Below are 18,839 nucleotides of genomic sequence, written 5' to 3' on the forward strand. Positions count from 1 at the left end.
ATGCCGACGGTGCAGCTTCTCGTCAACGCCCTGGCGCTGGGTGCCGCGTACGCGCTCGTCGCGCTGGGCTTCGTCCTGGTGCTCAACGCCGCCGGCGCGGTGAACTTCGCGCATGGCGACATGGTGATGCTGGGGGGTGTCGCGGCGGTCGCCGCGAGCACGCTGCTCGCGGCCGGCGGCCTGCGGTTGCCGGGCATCGTGCTGGTGCCGCTGGTCGTGATCGTATCGGGACTGGTTGGCCTGGTGGTCGCCGCCGTGGGCTTCTGGCCGCTGCGCGATCGGCCGCCGGCGGCGATGTTCGTGGCCACCATCGCGCTGGCGGCGGTGTTCGAGCAGTCGGCGACCGCCTTCTTCGGCCCCGAGCCGCGCGCCGCGCCGGCGATCTGGGACGGCCCCCCCGTCATCATCGGCGGCATCGCGCTTGGCCGGCAGCCGCTTGCGCTCATCCTCGTGGCCGGCCTCGCCCTGGCCGGCGTCTATGCGCTGCTCGAACGCACGCAGATCGGCCGCAGCTTCCGCGCCGTGGCGCAAGATCGCGAGATGGCGCGCGCGCTGGGGCTGCGCGCCACCCGCCTGATCGTTGGCGCCTTTGCGCTCGCCGGCGGCCTGGCCGGCCTGGCCGGCGCGCTGCTCGGCCACCAGTTCTTCGTCAACGCCGGCCAGGGGCCGGCCTACATGCTGAAGGCCTATATCGCGACCGCCATCGGCGGCTGGGGCAGCGTGCCGGGCGCGCTCGTGGGCGCGCTGCTGATCGCGCTGTTCGAGATGCTGGTGTCTGCTGCCCTGTCGGCAGTGTGGGCGCAGGCGCTGCTCTACCTGTCGCTGCTGGCGATCCTGCTGCTGCGGCCGCAGGGCCTGTTCGGCGAAGCGGTCGGGCGCCGCGCGTGACCACGCTGCGTCCGCCGGCCGCGGCCGTCATGCGTGGCCCGGCGCCGATGCTGCTCGTGGCGGCTGCGGCGCTGGCTTGGCTTGCGCTTATCGGTGATGCCTATGCCGTGCGGCTGGCGACCCTGGCGGGCGCGCAGGCGCTGCTCGTGCTCGGCTACCAGCTCGTCTTTGGCCATGTCGGCGCGCTTTCGCTGGCGCAAGGCGCGCTGTTCGGGCTGGGAGCCTATGTCGCGGCGATGCTGTCGCTGCATGCGCCGTGGAGCCTGTCGCTGACATTGCCGGCCGCCAGCCTGGCGGCGATGCTGGTCGCCGCCCTGGTCGGGGCGGTGGTGCTGCGGCTGCAGACGCACTACTTCGCGCTGGCAACCTTGGCCGTGGCCCAGCTCATCCATCTGGCCGCGGTGAACCTGGAAGGCCTGACCGGTGGCGCCAATGGCTTGCCGGGCGTGCCGACAGTGTCACTGGCCGGCGTCGCCATCGGGCGTGGCTGGCCGATGCTGCTGCTGGCCTGGGGGCTGTTCGCAATCGCCGGTTGGGCCGTCGCGCGTGCTCTGGCAGGCCTGCGCGGACTGGCGTTGGACCTGGCGCGCGAGCATCCGTTGGCAGCGCAGAGCATCGGCATCGATGTCTCGGCGCTGCGCTTCACGGCGTTCGTTGCCGGTGCCGGGTTGGCGGGCCTTGCCGGTGGCCTGCATGCGCATGTCGTGGGGGTGGTGTCGCCCGACGTGACGGACATGCCGGTCATGGTCGGCTGCCTGATCGCTACCGTGATCGGCGGGCACCGTGCGGTCTTCGGGGCGGCGCTGGGCGCCATCCTGCTGACGCACGCGCCGGAATGGTTCCGCTTCCTGGAGAACCGCCATCTCATCGCCTTCGGCGTGCTGGCGCTGGCGATGGTGATCGTAGCGCCGGACGGTCTGGCGGCTCTTCTCGCGGCGATGCGCAACCGGCTGTGGCCCAGCCCTGACCAGACGCCGCCGGCGGCCATGCCGGCTCCACCGATCGCGACCACGCGACCACCACTCCTGCTGCGCGTTGCGCATGTCGGCAAGGCCTTCGGCGGCGTGCGCGCGCTTGATGACGTAAGCCTGACGCTGGCACCGGGAGAAGCCGTGGGCGTGATCGGTCCCAACGGTTCCGGCAAGACGACGCTGATCAATGTCATCACCGGGGTCGTGCCGGCGGATGACGGCGTGGTGCATCTGGGCAGCGAGCTGTTGCGGCATCGGCCGGCCTTTGCCATCGCGCGCCTGGGCCTCGCGCGCACATTCCAGCATGCCGAGCTGTCGGCGACGACCGTGGCGCTCGATGCCGTCGCGACGTCGGCGTTCGCGCGCACGCCGCGGCCGCAGCGGCACGCGGCCCGGACCGAGGCGATGGGCTGGCTGACCCGCCTGGGCGCGGGCGCGCAGGCAGGCATGCGCTGCGGCGCTCTGCCGGCCGGCCGACGGCGGCTCATCGAAGTGGCACGCGCGCTGATGGTGCGGCCGTGCGTCCTCATCCTGGACGAGCCGGGGGCCGGCCTCTCGCGGCCCGAGCGCATCGAGCTTGCACGCCGGCTGCGGGAGGCGCAGGAAGGCGGTGTCGCGCTGCTGGTCGTCGACCACGATATTGATTTCCTGGCGGCCTGCGCCGATCGGCTGATCTGCCTCGGGCGTGGCCGGGTCGTCGCCGATGGCCCGATCGACACCGTGCGGCGCGATCCGCTCGTGCGGCGGGCCTATTTCGGCCGCGACGACGATGCGGTGATCCAGGCATGACCACGACGCTGGAGATCGAGGGGCTGACGGTCGCCTATGGCGGCGCGCCGGTTGTCGACGGGGTGTCGCTGGCCGTCCCGGCCGGAAGCGTCGTTGCGCTGCTGGGTGCCAATGGCGCGGGCAAGAGCTCGTTGATGCGGGCCGTCATGGGGCTGGTGCCGTCCACGGCGCGACGGCTCGCCGTGGACGGGCGTGATCTTGCCGGCCATCCGCCGGAACGGCGCGCCGATGCCGGACTGGGCTATGTGCCGGAGGGGCGCCGCGTTTTCGCCGGCCTGACGGTGCGGGAAAACATCGAGGTGGCGGTCGACGGCGCGGCCGGTGCCCGCGCGGCGCGTGTGGCCGAGATGCTCGAGCTGTTCCCGGACCTGGCGGCAAAAGCCGGTGAGCGCGCCTGGCGCCTGTCCGGCGGGCAGCAGCAGATGCTGGCGATCGCGCGGGCGCTTGCCCGTCGCCCGAGCGTGCTGCTGCTCGACGAGCCGTCGCTGGGGCTGGCGCCGCTCATTGCCGCGGCGGTGTTCGCGCGCCTGCGTGCCGTCGCCGAATCAGGCGTTGCCGTGCTGCTGGCGGAGCAGAACGCGGCGCGTGCCCTGGCCATTGCCGATACCGCGATCGTGCTGGCGCATGGCCGCGTCGCGCTGGTGCGGCCAGCGGCGGGGCTGTCGGCCGACGACGAGGCGCTGGCCGCGCTGCTGGCGTAGTGATACCAGTGGCGTGGCCCGTGTTCTCGTGCGGGCGTTGCGTGCTGCCCGCCCGTGATCGACTCAGTCATCGCCTACATCGCCGCGTTGTTCGCGGCCACAGGCTTCTGGATTCCAGCCGTGGTCGTGCTGGTGGCCGGGCTGATGCGCGGCTTCGCGGGCTTCGGCTCGGCCATGCTGATGGCGCCGGTGTTCGCGGTCCTGTTCGGGCCGACCGACATGATCGCGACAGTGGTGGCGATCGAGCTCGCCGTCAGCTTGCAGCTCTTTCCCTCGGCGCGGGGCGACTGCGACTGGCGCATCGTCGGCCCGATGAGTGTCGTGGTCTGTCTTGCCATGCCGCTGGGCGCCTGGCTGCTGGCCAGCGTCGACAAGGGGCTCATCGTCAAGACGGTGTCGGGCATCATCGTCGTCTTCGTGCTGATCATGGCGAGCGGCATCCGCTACCGCGGCGAGCGCTCGGTCGGCGCCGGCATGGTGGTGGGCGCGCTCTCGGGCGTGATGATGGCTACGACCAGCGTCGGCGGGCCGCCGGTGCTGATGTACCTGCTGGCCGGCAACGACCCGCCGGCGCGGCACCGAGCCAACATCATCACCTACTACATGGCGACCCAGGTTCCGCTGATCGGCATCATGTTCTGGTATGGATTGGCGGGTGTCGGATCGATCGTGCGCGGCCTGGTGCTGCTGCCATTGATGCTGGTGGGAGCCTGGATCGGCCGGCTGCTGTTCAATCCGCGCGACGAGCGCCTCTACCGCAGCGTGGCGCTGGCCATCCTGTTCGGTGCTGGCGCTTTCGGCCTGCTGCGCGACTTGATCATCCGCTAGGATGGGCCGACAGGACGACAGCGAGGCTATGGATGACCACGACCCTACCGCTGATCACGGCATTCTGGGCAGGGCTGATCGGACTGCTTGGGCTGGCGCTGGCGCTGAACGTCGTGCGCCTGCGCCAGAAGTTCCGCGTCGGCCTTGGTGACGGTGGTCATCCGGAGCTGACGCGCGCCACGCGGGTGTTCGGCAATTTCGCCGAGTACACCGCGCTCTGCCTGGTGATGATCGCGCTGCTCGACATGCTGGCGGGGCCGCGATGGCTGATCCACGCCTGCGGGGCGGCGCTACTGGTCGGCCGCGCCGCGCATGCCTGGGGGCTTGCCGGCAGCGGCGAGACGTCGGCCGGCCGCGCAATCGGCATGGTCCTGACCTGGCTGGTGATCCTGGCCGTCGGCGTGTCGCTGGTCTGGGCGGCGCGCGGCGCGGTGCTGTGATGCGCATCGTTGCCATCCGTGACATCGTCGCGCCGATCCGCTCGCAGATCGCGAACGCCTATATCGACTTCAGCCAGATGACGGCAAGCGTGGTCGCCGTCATCACCGACCGCGTCGTCGATGGCCGGCCGGTGGTCGGCTTCGGCTTCAATTCGAACGGCCGCTATGCCCAGCACGGCCTGCTCGGCGAGCGCTTCATGCCGCGCCTGCAGCTGGCCGATCCGGAAGCGCTGCTCGACGACCGCGGCCTGCTCGATCCGGCCCGGTGCTGGGCCGCGATGATGAAGAACGAGAAGCCCGGCGGCCATGGCGAGCGCTCGGTGGCCGTCGGCGTGCTCGACATGGCGATCTGGGATGCTCTCGCCAAGGCCGAGCGCCGGCCGCTGTGGCGCCTGCTGGCGGATCGCTACAACGGCGGGGTGGCCGATGACGCGGCCTGGGTGTATGCCGCCGGCGGCTATTACTACCCCGGCAAGGACGTCGAGCAGCTCACGGCGGAGATGCGCCGCTACCTCGACCTCGGCTACCGGCATGTGAAGATGAAGATCGGCGGCGTGGCGCTGGCCGACGACCTGCGCCGCATCGAGGCGGTCCTGGCGCTGGTCGGCGAGGGCGAGCGGCTGGCGGTGGACGTCAACGGCCGCTTCGACCTGCCCGCCGCCCTGGAGTGGGGCCGCGCGCTCGGGCCGTACGGGCTCAAATGGTACGAGGAGCCGCTTGATCCGCTCGACTACCTCGCCCATGCCGCGCTGGCCACGCAGTACGACGGCGTGATCGCCACCGGCGAGAACCTGTTCTCGATGCAGGATGCGCGCAACCTGGTCCGCCACGGCGGGCTGCGGCCCGATCGCGATGTGCTGCAGTTCGACCCGGCGCTGAGCTACGGGCTGGTCGAATACCTGCGCACGCTCGATATGCTGAAGGCCCACGGCTGGTCGCCGCGCCGCTGCGTGCCGCATGGCGGACATCAGTTCGCGCTCAACATCGCCGTGGGCCTGCAGCTCGGCGGCAATGAATCCTATCCGCAGGTGTTCGCGCCGTTCGGCGGCTTCGCCGACGATTGTCCCGTGGTCGACGGCCGTGTGCGCATGCCCGATCTGCCAGGCATCGGCTTCGAGGCCAAGAACGATCTGTGGGCGGTGATGAAGACGCTCCTGGATTGAGAGCGTCAGATCCGCGGGGTGCCGTCCTTCCAGCCTTCGGCACCGATCAGAGGCACGAAGCTCACCAGCCCAAGCTGCTCCTCGCGGTCCGGGGTGCCGTCGCCGCGCGTCACCCGGATCAGCGACTGGCCATGGGTATGATGCCCGACGGGCATCACCAGCCGGCCGCCCGGCTTGAGCTGGGCGCGCAAGGTGGGTGGCACGGAGGGGCCGCCCGCCGCCACCACGATGGCGTCGTAGGGCGCTGCCGCCGGCCACCCCAAGGTGCCGTCGCCCTCGACGACATGCACGTTGGCGTATCCCAGCGTCGCCAGCACGGCGCGGGCCCGTGCTGCCAGCGTCGGCAGCCGCTCGACGGTGAGCACCTCGGCGGCGATCTCGGCCAGCACCGCCGCGGCGTAGCCCGAGCCGGTGCCGATTTCCAGGACCCGCTCGCCATCACGCAGCGCCAGCGCCTCGGCCATATGGGCGACAACATAGGGCTGGGAGATCGTCTGGCCGTCGCCGATCGGCAGCGGCCCGTCATCGTAGGCTGCATCCTGCAGCCATTCCGGCACGAAGACATGGCGCGGCACCTTGCGCATCGCCGCCAGCACCCTGGCATCGCGGATGCCCATCCCGGCGATCTGGTGCTCCACCATGTCGTGGCGTTGCGCGGTGAACGGGTCGCTCATCGTCAAGCTCTCGCCGCACCAAGCCGGCGCGCGATGAAATGGCGTCAAGACACTCTATGCCAAGCACGGCCCCTGTGAAACCCGACCTGCGGTACGCAAGCCGCTGTCGCTTGGGGCAGCCCTGCAAAGCTGCAGAACCCGGGGCGGCGGATTCGTGATAGCGAATCGGCGGGCCGCTGGTCGTCGGCCGGCCGCGAAGGTCCCACCCACAGGAGCTGTGCCATTTCGCACCTTCAGACAGCGCTTGCCGCGATGCTGGCCCAGCAGACCTGCGCGACGATGGGACGTTCTGTGGTGCCGCTGGTGGCGCCTGCCATCGTCACCGGACTTGAGATCAGCCCGGCGCTGGTAGGTGTCTATCTCAGCCTGTCGTCGGCCGCCGCCTTCCTGGCGACCCTGGGATGCGGCGGCTTCATCCTGCGATACGGGGCGCTTCGGATCACACAGATCGGCATGCTTTTCCTGGGTGGCGGGCTGGCGATCTGCGCCAGCGGCACGGTGGCCGCCTTCGTGCCGGGAGCGCTCGCCAGCGGCCTCGGCCAGGCCGTGTCGACTCCATCCAGCTCCCATCTGCTGGGGCGCTTTGCGCCGCCGCGCCTGGCGCCGCTGATCTTCTCCCTGAAGCAGACCGGCGTGCCGGCCGGCCTCATGCTGGCCGGGATCCTGGCGCCCGCCCTGGTCGAGACGGTAGGCTGGCAGCTGACGCTGCTGTGCATCGCAGCGATCTGCGCCGGCGCGGCGCTGGCGCTGCAGCCGCTGCGCGACCGGTTCGACACCGACCGCAATCCGGCGCAGAAGCTGTCGCCTGCCGACATGCGCAGCAATGCGCTGCTGGTGCTGCGCCAGCCGGCGCTGCGCCTGCTGTGTTTCACCATGTTCAGCTTCGTGGGACTGCAGTCGCTGTTCACGGGCTTCTTCGTGCTCTACCTCGTGGAGGATCTTCGGCACGACCTTGCGAATGCCGGCTTCGTCTTCGCGATCGCCGTGGCGGTGGCTGTGCCGGCACGCATCGGCTGGGGCTGGGTGGCGTCACGCCTGGTGCCGCCGGGCACGCTGCTGGCGGCGCTGGCCATCGCCATGGCGGCCGCGGCCGCGGGCACGGCGGCGCTGGATGGGCGATGGCCGTTCTGGGCCATCGCCGCGGTCACGATGGTGTTCAGCGCCACGGCGGTGAGCTGGCACGGCGTGCTGCTCGCCGAGGTCGCGCGCCTGTCGCCCAGCGGGCGCATCGGCAGCACGACCGGTGTCGTGCTGGCCTTCGGCGATGCCGGTGCGCTGATCCTGCCCCTGATCTTCAGCGCCGCGCTGGCCTTGATCGACAGCTATCGCGCCGGGTTCCTGATCGGCGCCCTGCCGGCGTTGATCGTCGGCCTGTACAGCTTCCGCTCGCGCACGCGGCAACAACCGTAGCCGCGTGCAACGTGGGGCCGGGCTATTCCGCCGCGATCGCCCGCAGGCCGGCACGGCGCAGGGAGCGGTCGATCCACTGCAGCGCCACCTTCTCCTGGACGCTGTTCTGGATCAGGCGCTGGCGCAGGCACTGGAAGTCGACGCGGTCCAGCGGCTGATCCTGGTTGAAGCAGGAGAACACGATCGTCTCCTCGCCGGTCTGCGGATCGACCTGCCGCTGCAGGCACTGGGCGCAGATCTCCTTCATCATGCACTGCATCGGGCTGTTGATGCTGGCGATCGCCTTGTGATGCGGGTCGAGATAGGACTTCAGCACGCCATGGCGGGCCTGGCGCACCGCGTTCATCATGCCGTCCGAGCCGATGGCGATCAGGCGGTTGGTGGCGCTGAACGGGATCGGCTGCTCGCCCAGCTCGCCCGCGGCGTAGCGGCGCATCGCCTCGACGATGTTGGTGACGACCGACTTGTCCTGCGGCCGGCCGGGCGTGAAGCCGGGCGCCTCGTCGCACGACCAGACGATGACGTCGGCGGCAGCCTCGATCTCCTCCACCTTGTAGCGGTCCTGCAGGCGCTTGTAGCCGGCGAAGTACAGCACCTTGCTGCCGGCCTTGCGGAAGGCGGCCCCGATCGAGAACAGCACGGCATTGCCCAGGCCGCCGCCGACCAGCACCACGGTCTCGTCCGGCTCGATCTCGGTGGGTGTGCCGGTGGGCCCCATCAGGATCACCGTCTCGCCCGGCTCCAGCAGGTCGCACAGATCGGACGAGCCGCCCATCTCCAGCGTGATCAGCGACAGCAGGCCCTTTTCCTTGTCGACCCAGGCGCCGGTCAGGGCCAGGCCCTCCATCGACAGCAGCGTGCCCTCGACCCGCCGCGAGTGGAACTCGTAGTTCTGCAGGCGGTAGAACTGGCCCGGCGAGAAGGCGCGTGCCGCCGCCGGCGCCTTGACGATGATCTCCACGATGGTGGGCGTCAGGCGGTTCACCACATGCACCGAGGCGCGCCAGTCGGCGTTGGCCTCCGCGAGGATCGCCTCGGGCGCGCGCGTCGCCGGCGGCAGCGCGCTCATCACGCGGCTCACCACCGGATAGCCCAGCTTGGCGCCGCCCATCGCCTTCACGACGTTGCCGGCGAAGGAGGGGTGCAGGTCGCCGAAGAACGAAACCGCACGGCCGTCGTGATGGCGATAGGTCAGCACCCGCACGGCCGTCGGCTTGGCGACGCGCTCGGGCGCGACCGGCTCGCCATGCTCGTCGAGCGCGCGGAAATACCTGCCGTCGAGCATCATGTGCTCGGCATCCTCGCGCGCCAGCACCGTGTTGGGCTGGGTGCCGGCGGCCACCAGCACCGAGCGCGCCGGGAGGCTGGCCTCGATGCGCTCGCCGCCCTGCTCGCCGCTCACCCGCAGGGCGCTGGCGTGGCCATGCTCGTCGATCTCGATGCCGATCGGCGACAAGCCCTCGGCGAAGCGGATGCCTTCCTCCATCGCCTTGTGAACTTCCTCGTGGTTCAGCGTGTAGGACGGCGACTCGGTCAGCTTGCGGCGGTAGGCGATCGTGACACCGCCCCAGCCGTTGATCAGCCCGACGAGATCGGGATCGCGGCCTTCGCGTCGTGCCACGTCGCGCTCGGTGCGAAAGGCGCGGGCGTGGGCGATGAACTCGTCGGCGATGCTGCGCTCCTCGGCGCTCCAGCCGGCTCGGACCGCGTCCTCGCCGCGCTCGGCCACCAGCGCCTCGTGCCGGGCCAGGAACTTCTCGACCTGCAGCGGGTAGTAGGCCAGCGACTCCGTGGCGGTGTCGATCGCGGTCAGGCCGCCGCCGATCACCACCACCGGCAGGCGGATCTGCAGATTGGCGATCGAGTCCTTCTTGGCGGCGCCGGTGAGCTGCAGCGCCATCAGGAAGTCGGATGCCTGGCGCACGCCGCGTGCCAGCTTGTTGGGCATGTCGATCACGGTCGGCTTGCCGGCGCCGGCGCACAACGCGATGTGGTCGAAGCCCATGGCGAAGGCGCTCTCGATGGTGACCGTGCCGCCGAAGCGCACGCCGCCGAACATCGAGAACTGCGCCCGCCGCTCCAGCAGCAGGCGCACCACCTTCAGGAAGTTCTTGTCCCAGCGCACCGTGATGCCGTACTCGGCGACACCGCCGAAGCCGGCCATGGCACGGTCGCCCAGGTCCTCGCGCAGCTCGTCCATGCTGCGGATGGGACGGAACGGCACACGCGCGCCATCGGGCTTGACACCCGATATGTCGCCGGCCAGCGGCTCGATCTTCAGGCCGTCGATCGCCACCACGGCATGGCCGTCGTTCATCAGGTGGTGCGACAGGTTGAAGCCGGCCGGCCCGAGGCCGACCACCAGCACGGTGCGGCCGCTGGCCGCCCTGGGCAGCGGCCGGCGCAGGTCCAGCGGGTTCCAGCGCGTCAAGAGCCCGTAGATCTCGAAGCCCCAGGGCAGCGACAGCACATCCTTCAAGGTGCGCGTCTCGATCTGCGGGATGTCGACCGGCTCCTGCTTCTGGTAGATGCAGGCCTTCATGCAGTCGTTGCAGATGCGATGGCCGGTGGCGGCGCAGAGCGGGTTGTCGATGGCGACAATCGCAAGCGCGCCCACCGAGAAGCCCTGGCCCTTCACCAGGTTCATCTCGGAGATCTTCTCCTCCAGCGGGCATCCGGCCAGGGTCACGCCGAACGGCGACTTCTGGAACGCACCGGTCTTCTTGTCCTTCAAGCCGCGCGAGCAGCTGTCCTTGCCCTGGTTGTGGCACCAGATGCAGTACTGGGTCTGGTCGAGCGCGTGGTTGAGGTCGAAGCCGGCGTCCGTGAGGCTGAAGCCTTCGCGATGGCGCTGCAGGGCCTGCGGCAGCTTCAGCCGGGTGACGCCGTCGGCCACCTCGGTCTCGAGCGGCACCAGATGCTCGAAGTCGAGCTTGTGCGGCTGCTTGAAGAGCACGCCGGGGCGGTGGCGCTTCTTGCCGTCGGCGGCGTTGAGCGCCCAGGCGGCATAGCGCGTGAGCGCGTCGATCTGCGGTGTCGGCGCGGCGACCTTGTACTCGCCGCCCACCAGGCGCCGAACGGCTTCGGCGAAGGCCAGCTCCCGCGCCTCGAGATCGAGGCTGGGATCGGCCAGGTCGACGTCGGCGACGGCGTTGGCCGCGGCGGTCACGGCGGCGCCGTCCAGCGCAGCCGCCTCCGGTGCCTTCACGGCCCGCGCGGCATGGCGCTGCACGAACAATCGCTTGCAGTCGTAGATCGGCATCAGCCGGTCATGCCGGGCGCGCATTGCCGCGGCCTCGTCCGAGACACCGAACAAGCCGGCGACGAAATCCTCCAGATGCGGCGCCAGGTCGATCAGCAGCGACGATTCGTCCTTGGCCGCCAGCGCGTCCGGATTGGCGCGGGCGGTCACGAACCGGTTGTGCAGGTCGACATTGGCGGTCGCCAGACCGGCGACGAAGGCAGCGTCCAGGCGTGCCAGCCCGTCGCGGCGATAGAGGTCTTCGAAGGCGAGACCGTGCTGCAAGTTCAGGGCGGTCATGCAGGCTCCCGCAGCCCGGTCGGCCGCGATTGTTTGTATACGAACGATATTAAATTGTAACCGACGCCGATAATCCGTTCAAACGACGGACCGCCGCGGCCGGAATGACCAAATCTCATGCGATCCATGTGGCCGGTCCAGCCCAGGCGGACAAGGTCCACTTAGACCTCGACCTGACCACCCAATTCCACCGCCCGGTTGGGCGGGATGCGGAAGAACACCTTCGATGCCAGGGCCGTGGTCGACAGGAAGATGAACAACGCCTGGCGAGCCCGGCCAAGGGTCGATCGCGCCGCCGGCAGCAGGCTCTCGCGGCCGAGGAAGAACGAGGTCTGCATCTCGTCGTAGGCCAGGCCATGCGCCCGGCACTTCGACAACGCCCCCGGCACGTCGGGCTGCTCCATGAAGCCATAGCGCACCACCACGGCATGGAAGCCCTTGCCCAGCCGGCGCACCTCGACCCGCTTGACCTCGGCCACGCGCGGGATGTCGACCGTCAGCACCTGCAGCAGCACGATGCGCTCGTGCAGCACCTTGTTGTGCTTGAGGTTGTGCAGCAGGGCCAGCGGCACGGTGTTGATGTCGCCGGTCATGAAGACCGCGGTGCCGGCGACGCGCAGCGGCGCCTCGCGCATGGTCGACAGGAACAGATCGACCGGCATGGCGTTGCCATGCAGCTTCTCGTACAGCACGGCACGGCCGCGCCGCCACGTGGTGATCACGAACCAGGCGCCCACGGCCATGGCCAGCGGGAACCAGCCGCCCTCCGGGATCTTGAGCGCGTTGGCGGCGAAGAAGGCGACGTCGATCAGGCCCAGCGCCGCGAACACGGCCACGGCTGTCCACTTGTTCCACTTCCAGATCAGCGCTGCGACGATGGCGGCGAGACCGACATCGATGGTCATGGCGCCGGTCACCGCGATGCCGTAGGCCGCCGCGATGTTGCTCGAGGAGCCGAACCCGATCACCAGCGTGATGACACCGGCCATCATGATCCAGTTCACCCGTGGGACGTAGATCTGTCCGATCTCGGTCTCCGACGTATGATTGATGGTCATGCGCGGCAGCAGGCCGAGCTGGATCGCCTGCTGGGTCAGGGAGAAGACACCCGAGATCACGGCCTGCGAGGCGATGATGGCCGCTGCCGTGGCGAGCGCGATCATCGGGATCAGGGCCCAGTCCGGCGCCAGCTCGAAGAACAGGTGGTCGAGCACGTCGGGATGGCGCAGCAGCAGCGCGCCCTGGCCGAAATAGTTGAGCAGCAGCGCCGGCAGAACCATCCCGAACCAGGCGATGCGGATCGGCCGGCGGCCGAAATGCCCCATGTCGGCATACAGCGCCTCGCCGCCGGTGATGGCGAGCACGATGGCGCCCAGGGCTATGAACGTCTTCCACCCCAGGGACTCGATGAGGACGAAGCCGTAGTAGGGGTTGATCGCCTTGAGCACCGACGGGTTGTGCCCGATATGCCACAGGCCGAGCCCGGCCAGCGTGATGAACCAGAGGCACATGATCGGCCCGAACAGCCGGCCCACCCGGCTGGTGCCATGCGCCTGGATCAGGAAAAGCAGCGTCAGGATGCCGACCGCGATCGGCACCACGAAATGCTTCATCCCCGGCTGCACGGCCTGGATGCCCTCAACCGCCGACAGCACCGTCATGGCCGGCGTGATCAGCCCGTCGCCGAAGAACAGGGTCAGGCCCACGATCGAGGCCAGCAGGATCAGGGAGCGTTGACGGATGGCGCCAACCGGCAAGGCATTGGATGCCAGCCGCGCCAGCGCCAGCACGCCGCCCTCGCCACGGTTGTCGGCCCGCAGGATGAGGACCACGTACTTCACCGTGACGGTGAGGATCAGCGCCCAGAACACGAGCGAGAGGACCCCCAGCACGGCCGTCGAGTCCTGGACCGACAGGCCGCCCGTGGGGTGGAACGCCTCACGAACCGTATAGAGCGGGCTGGTGCCGATATCGCCGTAGACGACCCCCAGAGCGCCGAGCGTCAGGGTCTGCAGCGCGCCTTTGTGGCGGCTCTCGGTAGCGGCGCTGTCCGGGTTGTGCTCCGGCATCATCGCATCGACCACGGTCGGGCTGCCCAACACCGGATCGGCCGCCGCGGCGCTGGGCGCCGCCACGATCGTCGGCTCTGGCTCGGTGGGCGCGGTCGGCGGTTGCGCCGCAGCAGGTTTATCCTGGGCGCCACCCGGCTGCCCGGACGCACCGGTGAACGCGCCTGGGGCAGCGCTGTCCGAAGAATTCATTAGTGTGAAGGTCCCGGCCGGGTGGCAACCATCGATCGTCGTCCGGCCCGATCCGCAGGAACCTCGGGCGACGTGGGGCCGCGTGATGCGCTCGCGCCTGCCACAAGTCAAGTGATGCCGTGATGGAAGGTCCGCAAGCTCCCTGGATTGGGAAGTATTGTCGTGTAATTTCAATAGATTAGGATTATGCTCAAAGCGGGTGAACATAACCGGTCCGCAAGCGCCCGGCAGGTTGTGATAGGGTGCAGGCATCGGGTTTCGAAGAGCGGGGGCGTCGCGCGATGGCAGAGCGGCCTGAAGATGCGAAGCGTGTCCTGGCCAAGGGCACGAAACAGCTGGAGACCGATCGCGCCATTGTCACTGAATGGCGCTTCCCGCCCGGCGGCCATACCGGCTGGCACCGCCACGGCCACGATTATGTCGTCGTGCCGATTACGTCAGGCGAGCTCGCCATCTGGACCGGCACCCAGGAGGTCCGCTCGGCGCTTGCCACGGGCGTCTCCTACACCCGTGCCGCCGGCGTTGAGCACGACGTGATCAACCCCAACGACTTCGAGTTCGTGTTCATCGAGGTCGAGCTGAAACCGTAGGGCGCAGGGCGCCGGCCTACCGGGGACGCACCTTGGCGATGCCGTCAGCCAGCGCGCTTTGCAGCAGCATCACGTCGCCGGCGACCGACACCCAGTCGTAGCCACGTGTGACGAAGAGCGCCGCCTCTGCCGGATCGCGGGCCAGGCGGCCGGCCGACTTGCCGTGGCGCCGGCAGGCGGCAATGGTCTGCGCCTCGGCGGCGACGAATGCCGGATCGTCGAACGCACCTGGGTTTCTTAGAGAAACCGAAAGGTCGTTGTGGCCGACCCACAGCACGTCGACGCCATCCAGCGCCGCGATCTGGTCAGCCGCTGCGGCGCCGGCACCATCCTCGATCTGCAGGATCACCAAGGTGCGCGCGTTTTGCGCAGCGAAGCGCTCGGCGAGCGAGCCGCCTGTCATGCGGTAGCGCTCGTGCGCCAGCCCCATCGCCACGCCACGGTGTCCGTCGGGGAAGTACTTCACGGCGCGCACCGCCTGAAGCGCCTGCTCGACCGACGAGACCATCGGCACCATGATGCCGTCCGCGCCGATGTCCATGGCCCGCGCGATGTGATCGTAGGCTTTGGACGGCACCCGCACGATCCCCGGCAGGTCGCCGGCCTGCATGAACTTCACGGCGGCGCGGGCGGTGTCGAAGCCGAAGCCGGTGTGCTCCATGTCGAGCACCGCGAAGTCGGCGCCGGCGGCTTTCAGGATCTGGCCGATCCCAGGCACCACGAACTCGAACACGAAGGTGCCGATCTTCGGCGCCGGCGTGCCGACATGCGCGCGCAGACCCGTCCTGGCGGCCGAGGCATTCATCATCTTCTCCCGTAGCTCTTGCGCGACGTTAACGCGCAGTCTACGCGAGGCTCAACTCAAGACGTCAAGATGCCGAGGGGAGAGGCAATGACCCTGCCGCAGCAGCTCACCGATCGCCTGGCGCTGCCGTTGATCGCAGCGCCCATGTTCCTGGTGTCGGGGCCTGACCTCATGGTCGCGACGTGCCGAGCCGGCGTGATCGGCGCTTTCCCGACAGTGAACTGCCGCACGACGGAAGAGCTCGATGCATGGCTCGTCGAGATGAAGCGGCGCATCGCCGATGCCGAGCAGGAAGACGGCCGCCCCGGCGCGCCGCTTTGCCCTAACATCCTGGTCCATCCTTCCAACACACGCCGCGATGCCGATATGCGCGTGCTTGTGGCGCACAAAGTCGAGCTGGTGATCGCCAGCGTCGGCAACCCCGCGCCGGTCATCCCGGCGCTGCATGATGTCGGCTGTCGCGTCCTGGCCGATGTCGCGACCTTGCGCCATGCCGAGAAGGCGATCGAGTCGGGCGCCGACGGGCTGGTGCTGCTGACCGCCGGCGCCGGTGGCCAGACCGGCTGGGCCAATCCGTTCGCGTTCGTGCGCGCAGTGCGGGCGATGTGGGACGGGCCGATCGTTCTGGCCGGCGGCGTTTGCGATGGCCAGTCGCTGTTCGCTGCTCGCGCGCTGGGCTGCGACCTCGCCTACATGGGCACACGCTTCATCGCCACGCGCGAGAGCATGGCTGCGCCACGGTACAAGGACATGCTGGTGTCATCGCGCCTGGACGACGTGATGCTGACCAAGGCGATGACGGGGCTGGAGACCAACATCCTGCGGCCCTCCCTGATCGCGGCCGGGCTCGACCCCGACCGGTTGCCGGCGCGTGGCATGATCGACATCGCCAAGGACATCAACCGCGCAGAACGCGAGCAGGAAGAGGCTGGTGGCGCAAAGCGGTGGAAGGATATCTGGAGCGCCGGGCATTCCGTCTCCGGCGTTGCCGATATCCCGTCGGCGGCAGAGCTGGTGGCGCGCACGATCAAGGAGTACGCGGCCGCGCGCCAAGCGATGGGCTAGAAAAGACGGCGGTCGGGCCGCGCCGCTCCAGCGGCGCTCTTCGGCGGCGGACATCCTGAGCGCCGCTGGAGCGACGCGGCCCGACCATCGTTTCAGTGCACCTGGTACATCGCGTCGGCGAACCGGAATTCGGCCGGCTGGATCAGCCCGGCGCTGGCGATGCGCACGCGGTGCAGCTTGCCGTCGAGGTTGCGGTTCCAGAACCCCAGGAAGCGGGTCAGCACCGGATACCGTGGGGCAATGTCCAGATCCTGCCAGATGAAGGTCTGCAGGACGTGCTCGTGGTCCGGCATCCAGTAGAGGATTTCCGCCGTCGTCAGCCGGTAGTCCTTGAGCTGTTTTTCGAACGCTTTGGCCATGGGAGGATGCTCCTTGACAACGCGAACGCAGGTGAATAGTCACATATTCCCGTTGCGGCCGCAAGATTTTTGCATAAAAATCAATAACTTAGCAGCAATTGGGTAAGAGTGCTGCCATTCCTGGCGAATGCCGCTGCGGCAACCTCCCGGCTCGGCCGCTAACGGTCGGAGAAATAACGGCAATCCACGCCGCCGCGGCCTTGACTCAAGGCAGGCCGACACTTAGATCAGCGCCGCGCCTTGGCACTCGATCTGATCGAGTGCTAACAGCGATGACACCGGTTGGCCCCAGTCTTCGGCGGGGTCTTTGTTTGATGTTTGGAGGAGGGAGTCCATGCAGTTTCGTCCGCTGCACGACCGCGTCGTGGTGAAGCGCGTCGCGGAAGAGGAGAAGACCAAGGGCGGGATCATCATTCCCGACACCGCCAAGGAAAAGCCGATGGAAGGCGAGATTGTCGCCGTCGGCCCCGGCGCCCGCGATGAGAAGGGCGTGCTCGTGCCGCTCGACGTCAAGGTCGGCGACCGCATCCTGTTCGGCAAGTGGTCGGGCACCGAGGTGAAGCTCGATGGCCAGGATCTCCTGATCATGAAGGAGTCCGACATCATGGGCATCCTCGAGGTCACGAAGAGCGCGAAGAAAGCCGCCTAAATCCGTCCAGCGCCGCCGCGCGGACGGATTTTCCATTTTTGAGAGGTAGGAACGATGGCTGCCAAGGACGTACGTTTTTCAGGTGACGCCCGCGACCGCATGGTGCGCGGCGTCGACATCCTCGCCAATGCCGTGAGGGTCACGCTCGGTCCGAAGGGCCGCAACGTCGTGCTCGACAAGTCGTTCGGCGCGCCGCGCATCACCAAGGACGGCGTCACCGTCGCCAAGGAGATCGAGCTCGCCGACAAGTTCGAGAACATGGGCGCGCAGATGGTGCGCGAGGTCGCCAGCAAGACGAACGACGTGGCCGGTGACGGCACCACGACGGCGACCGTGCTGGCCCAGGCGATCGTGCGCGAGGGCGCGAAGCTGGTCGCCGCCGGCATGAACCCGATGGACCTCAAGCGCGGCATCGACATCGCCGTCGCGGCGGCGGTCGAGGACATCAAGGGCCGCGCCAAGAAGATCTCGTCATCGGACGAGGTGGCGCAGGTCGGCACGATCTCGGCCAACGGCGAGGAAGCCATCGGCAAGATGATCGCCGAGGCGATGAAGAAGGTCGGCAACGAGGGCGTGATCACGGTCGAGGAGGCCAAGAGCCTCGAGACCGAGCTCGACGTCGTCGAGGGCATGCAGTTCGATCGCGGCTACCTGTCGCCGTACTTCATCACCAACGCCGAGAAGATGACGTCGGAGCTGGAGAGCCCGTTCATCCTGCTGTTCGAGAAGAAGCTCTCGGGCCTGCAGGCGATGCTGCCGGTGCTCGAGGCGGTCGTGCAGTCGAGCAAGCCGCTGCTGATCGTGGCCGAGGACGTCGAGGGCGAGGCGCTGGCCACCCTGGTCGTCAACAAGCTGCGTGGCGGCCTCAAGGTCGCGGCCGTCAAGGCGCCGGGCTTCGGTGACCGCCGCAAGGCGATGCTGGAGGACATGGCGATCCTGACCGGCGGCCAGCTGATCAGCGACGATCTCGGCATCAAGCTCGAGAACGTCACGCTCGACATGCTGGGCAAGGCCAAGCGGGTGATCATCCAGAAGGAGAACACCACGCTCGTCGACGGCGCCGGCAAGAAGAAGGACATCGAGGCGCGCATCCAGCAGATCAAGGCGCAGATCGAGGAGACCACCTCGGACTACGACCGGGAGAAGCTGCAGGAGCGGCTGGCCAAGCTGGCCGGCGGCGTGGCCGTGATCAAGGTCGGCGGTTCGACCGAGGTCGAGGTGAAGGAGCGCAAGGATCGCGTTGATGACGCGATGCACGCGACCCGCGCTGCGGTCGAGGAAGGCGTTGTGGCCGGCGGCGGTGTGGCGCTGCTCTACGCCACCCGCGCGCTCGACAAGCTGCGCACCAGCAACGCCGACCAGAAGGCCGGTGTCGACATCATCCGCCGCGCCCTGCAGGCGCCGGTGCGTCAGATCGTCGAGAATGCCGGCGATGACGGCTCGGTTGTGGTCGGCAAGCTGCTCGAGTCGAAGGACACCAACCATGGCTACGACGCCCAGAAGGGCGAGTACGTCAACATGGTGAAGTCCGGCATCATCGATCCGACCAAGGTCGTGCGCACGGCCCTGCAGGATGCTGCTTCGGTGGCCGGCCTGCTGATCACCACGGAAGCGATGATCGCCGAGCGTCCGGAGAAGAAGGCGCCGCCGATGCCGGGCGGTGGCGGCATGGGCGGCATGGGCGACATGGACTTCTAAGTCCGAC

General features: G+C 68.7%; 16 protein-coding genes. 11 read left to right on the forward strand and 5 right to left on the reverse strand.

What is annotated here, in order from left to right:
* From FHP25_RS07935 to FHP25_RS07960, 6 genes are read left to right on the forward strand one after another with little or no spacing between them, the layout of a single operon-like run.
* A complete protein-coding gene (locus FHP25_RS07935; RefSeq protein WP_147846388.1) occupies nucleotides 1-888 on the forward strand; it encodes a branched-chain amino acid ABC transporter permease in 888 nt (295 codons plus the stop codon).
* Nucleotides 885-2,648 carry a branched-chain amino acid ABC transporter ATP-binding protein/permease gene (locus FHP25_RS07940; protein ID WP_147846389.1) on the forward strand — a complete coding sequence of 588 codons (1,764 nt, stop codon included), beginning with the start codon at nucleotides 885-887 and terminating at the stop codon, nucleotides 2,646-2,648. The genes FHP25_RS07935 and FHP25_RS07940 overlap by 4 nt, the downstream gene beginning before the upstream one ends.
* The gene (locus FHP25_RS07945; RefSeq protein ID WP_147846390.1) at nucleotides 2,645-3,349 is read left to right on the forward strand and encodes an ABC transporter ATP-binding protein; all 705 of its coding nucleotides are present in this window, start codon (nucleotides 2,645-2,647) and stop codon (nucleotides 3,347-3,349) included. Before FHP25_RS07940 ends, FHP25_RS07945 begins: the two co-directional genes overlap by 4 nt.
* Before the next feature lie 54 nt (nucleotides 3,350-3,403).
* Nucleotides 3,404-4,177 (forward strand): sulfite exporter TauE/SafE family protein, encoded by a 774-nt coding sequence (locus FHP25_RS07950; RefSeq protein WP_147846391.1) that lies wholly within the window; start codon nucleotides 3,404-3,406, stop codon nucleotides 4,175-4,177.
* Between the two features lie 32 nt (nucleotides 4,178-4,209).
* Nucleotides 4,210-4,617 (forward strand): MAPEG family protein, encoded by a 408-nt coding sequence (locus FHP25_RS07955; RefSeq protein WP_147846392.1) that lies wholly within the window; start codon nucleotides 4,210-4,212, stop codon nucleotides 4,615-4,617.
* A complete protein-coding gene (locus tag FHP25_RS07960; protein WP_147846393.1) occupies nucleotides 4,617-5,780 on the forward strand; it encodes a mandelate racemase/muconate lactonizing enzyme family protein in 1,164 nt (387 codons plus the stop codon). The genes FHP25_RS07955 and FHP25_RS07960 overlap by 1 nt, the downstream gene beginning before the upstream one ends.
* A gap of 5 nt (nucleotides 5,781-5,785) precedes the next feature.
* On the opposite strand, the gene FHP25_RS07965 is transcribed toward FHP25_RS07960, so the two are convergent.
* The gene (locus tag FHP25_RS07965; RefSeq protein ID WP_147846394.1) at nucleotides 5,786-6,454 is read right to left on the reverse strand and encodes a protein-L-isoaspartate(D-aspartate) O-methyltransferase; all 669 of its coding nucleotides are present in this window, start codon (nucleotides 6,452-6,454) and stop codon (nucleotides 5,786-5,788) included.
* 252 nt (nucleotides 6,455-6,706) lie between these two features.
* Between FHP25_RS07965 and FHP25_RS07970 the strand changes: the two genes are divergently transcribed.
* Nucleotides 6,707-7,864 (forward strand): MFS transporter, encoded by a 1,158-nt coding sequence (locus tag FHP25_RS07970; protein WP_147846395.1) that lies wholly within the window; start codon nucleotides 6,707-6,709, stop codon nucleotides 7,862-7,864.
* A 22-nt stretch (nucleotides 7,865-7,886) separates the two neighbouring features.
* Here FHP25_RS07970 and FHP25_RS07975 read toward each other — a convergent pair whose 3' ends face one another.
* The gene (locus FHP25_RS07975) at nucleotides 7,887-11,405 is read right to left on the reverse strand and encodes an FAD-dependent oxidoreductase (protein WP_147846396.1); all 3,519 of its coding nucleotides are present in this window, start codon (nucleotides 11,403-11,405) and stop codon (nucleotides 7,887-7,889) included.
* 161 nt (nucleotides 11,406-11,566) lie between these two features.
* Nucleotides 11,567-13,477 carry a potassium transporter Kup gene (locus FHP25_RS07980; RefSeq protein ID WP_408068519.1) on the reverse strand — a complete coding sequence of 637 codons (1,911 nt, stop codon included), beginning with the start codon at nucleotides 13,475-13,477 and terminating at the stop codon, nucleotides 11,567-11,569.
* Between the two features lie 470 nt (nucleotides 13,478-13,947).
* Between FHP25_RS07980 and FHP25_RS07985 the strand changes: the two genes are divergently transcribed.
* The gene (locus FHP25_RS07985; protein ID WP_147846397.1) at nucleotides 13,948-14,256 is read left to right on the forward strand and encodes a cupin domain-containing protein; all 309 of its coding nucleotides are present in this window, start codon (nucleotides 13,948-13,950) and stop codon (nucleotides 14,254-14,256) included.
* 16 nt (nucleotides 14,257-14,272) lie between these two features.
* On the opposite strand, the gene FHP25_RS07990 is transcribed toward FHP25_RS07985, so the two are convergent.
* Nucleotides 14,273-15,064 carry an HpcH/HpaI aldolase family protein gene (locus FHP25_RS07990; protein WP_218578257.1) on the reverse strand — a complete coding sequence of 264 codons (792 nt, stop codon included), beginning with the start codon at nucleotides 15,062-15,064 and terminating at the stop codon, nucleotides 14,273-14,275.
* 84 nt (nucleotides 15,065-15,148) lie between these two features.
* Between FHP25_RS07990 and FHP25_RS07995 the strand changes: the two genes are divergently transcribed.
* Nucleotides 15,149-16,126 (forward strand): NAD(P)H-dependent flavin oxidoreductase, encoded by a 978-nt coding sequence (locus FHP25_RS07995; RefSeq protein WP_147846399.1) that lies wholly within the window; start codon nucleotides 15,149-15,151, stop codon nucleotides 16,124-16,126.
* Nucleotides 16,127-16,218: 92 nt separating this feature from the next.
* Here the strand turns inward: FHP25_RS07995 and FHP25_RS08000 are convergent, their stop codons facing one another.
* A complete protein-coding gene (locus FHP25_RS08000; RefSeq protein WP_147846400.1) occupies nucleotides 16,219-16,485 on the reverse strand; it encodes an usg protein in 267 nt (88 codons plus the stop codon).
* Nucleotides 16,486-16,819: 334 nt separating this feature from the next.
* Between FHP25_RS08000 and groES the strand changes: the two genes are divergently transcribed.
* Both groES and groL read left to right on the forward strand, forming a co-directional pair.
* On the forward strand, nucleotides 16,820-17,134 hold the full coding sequence (groES, locus tag FHP25_RS08005) for a co-chaperone GroES (RefSeq protein WP_147846401.1): 315 nt from the start codon (nucleotides 16,820-16,822) through the stop codon (nucleotides 17,132-17,134).
* A 54-nt stretch (nucleotides 17,135-17,188) separates the two neighbouring features.
* Nucleotides 17,189-18,832: a chaperonin GroEL gene (groL, locus tag FHP25_RS08010; protein ID WP_147846402.1), complete on the forward strand. Its 1,644-nt coding sequence runs from the start codon at nucleotides 17,189-17,191 to the stop codon at nucleotides 18,830-18,832.
* The last annotated feature ends 7 nt before the right edge of the window (nucleotides 18,833-18,839 follow it).

Origin of the sequence: Vineibacter terrae (assembly GCF_008039615.1) — a bacterium.
GTDB classification, from domain to species: Bacteria; Pseudomonadota; Alphaproteobacteria; order Reyranellales; family Reyranellaceae; genus Vineibacter; species Vineibacter terrae.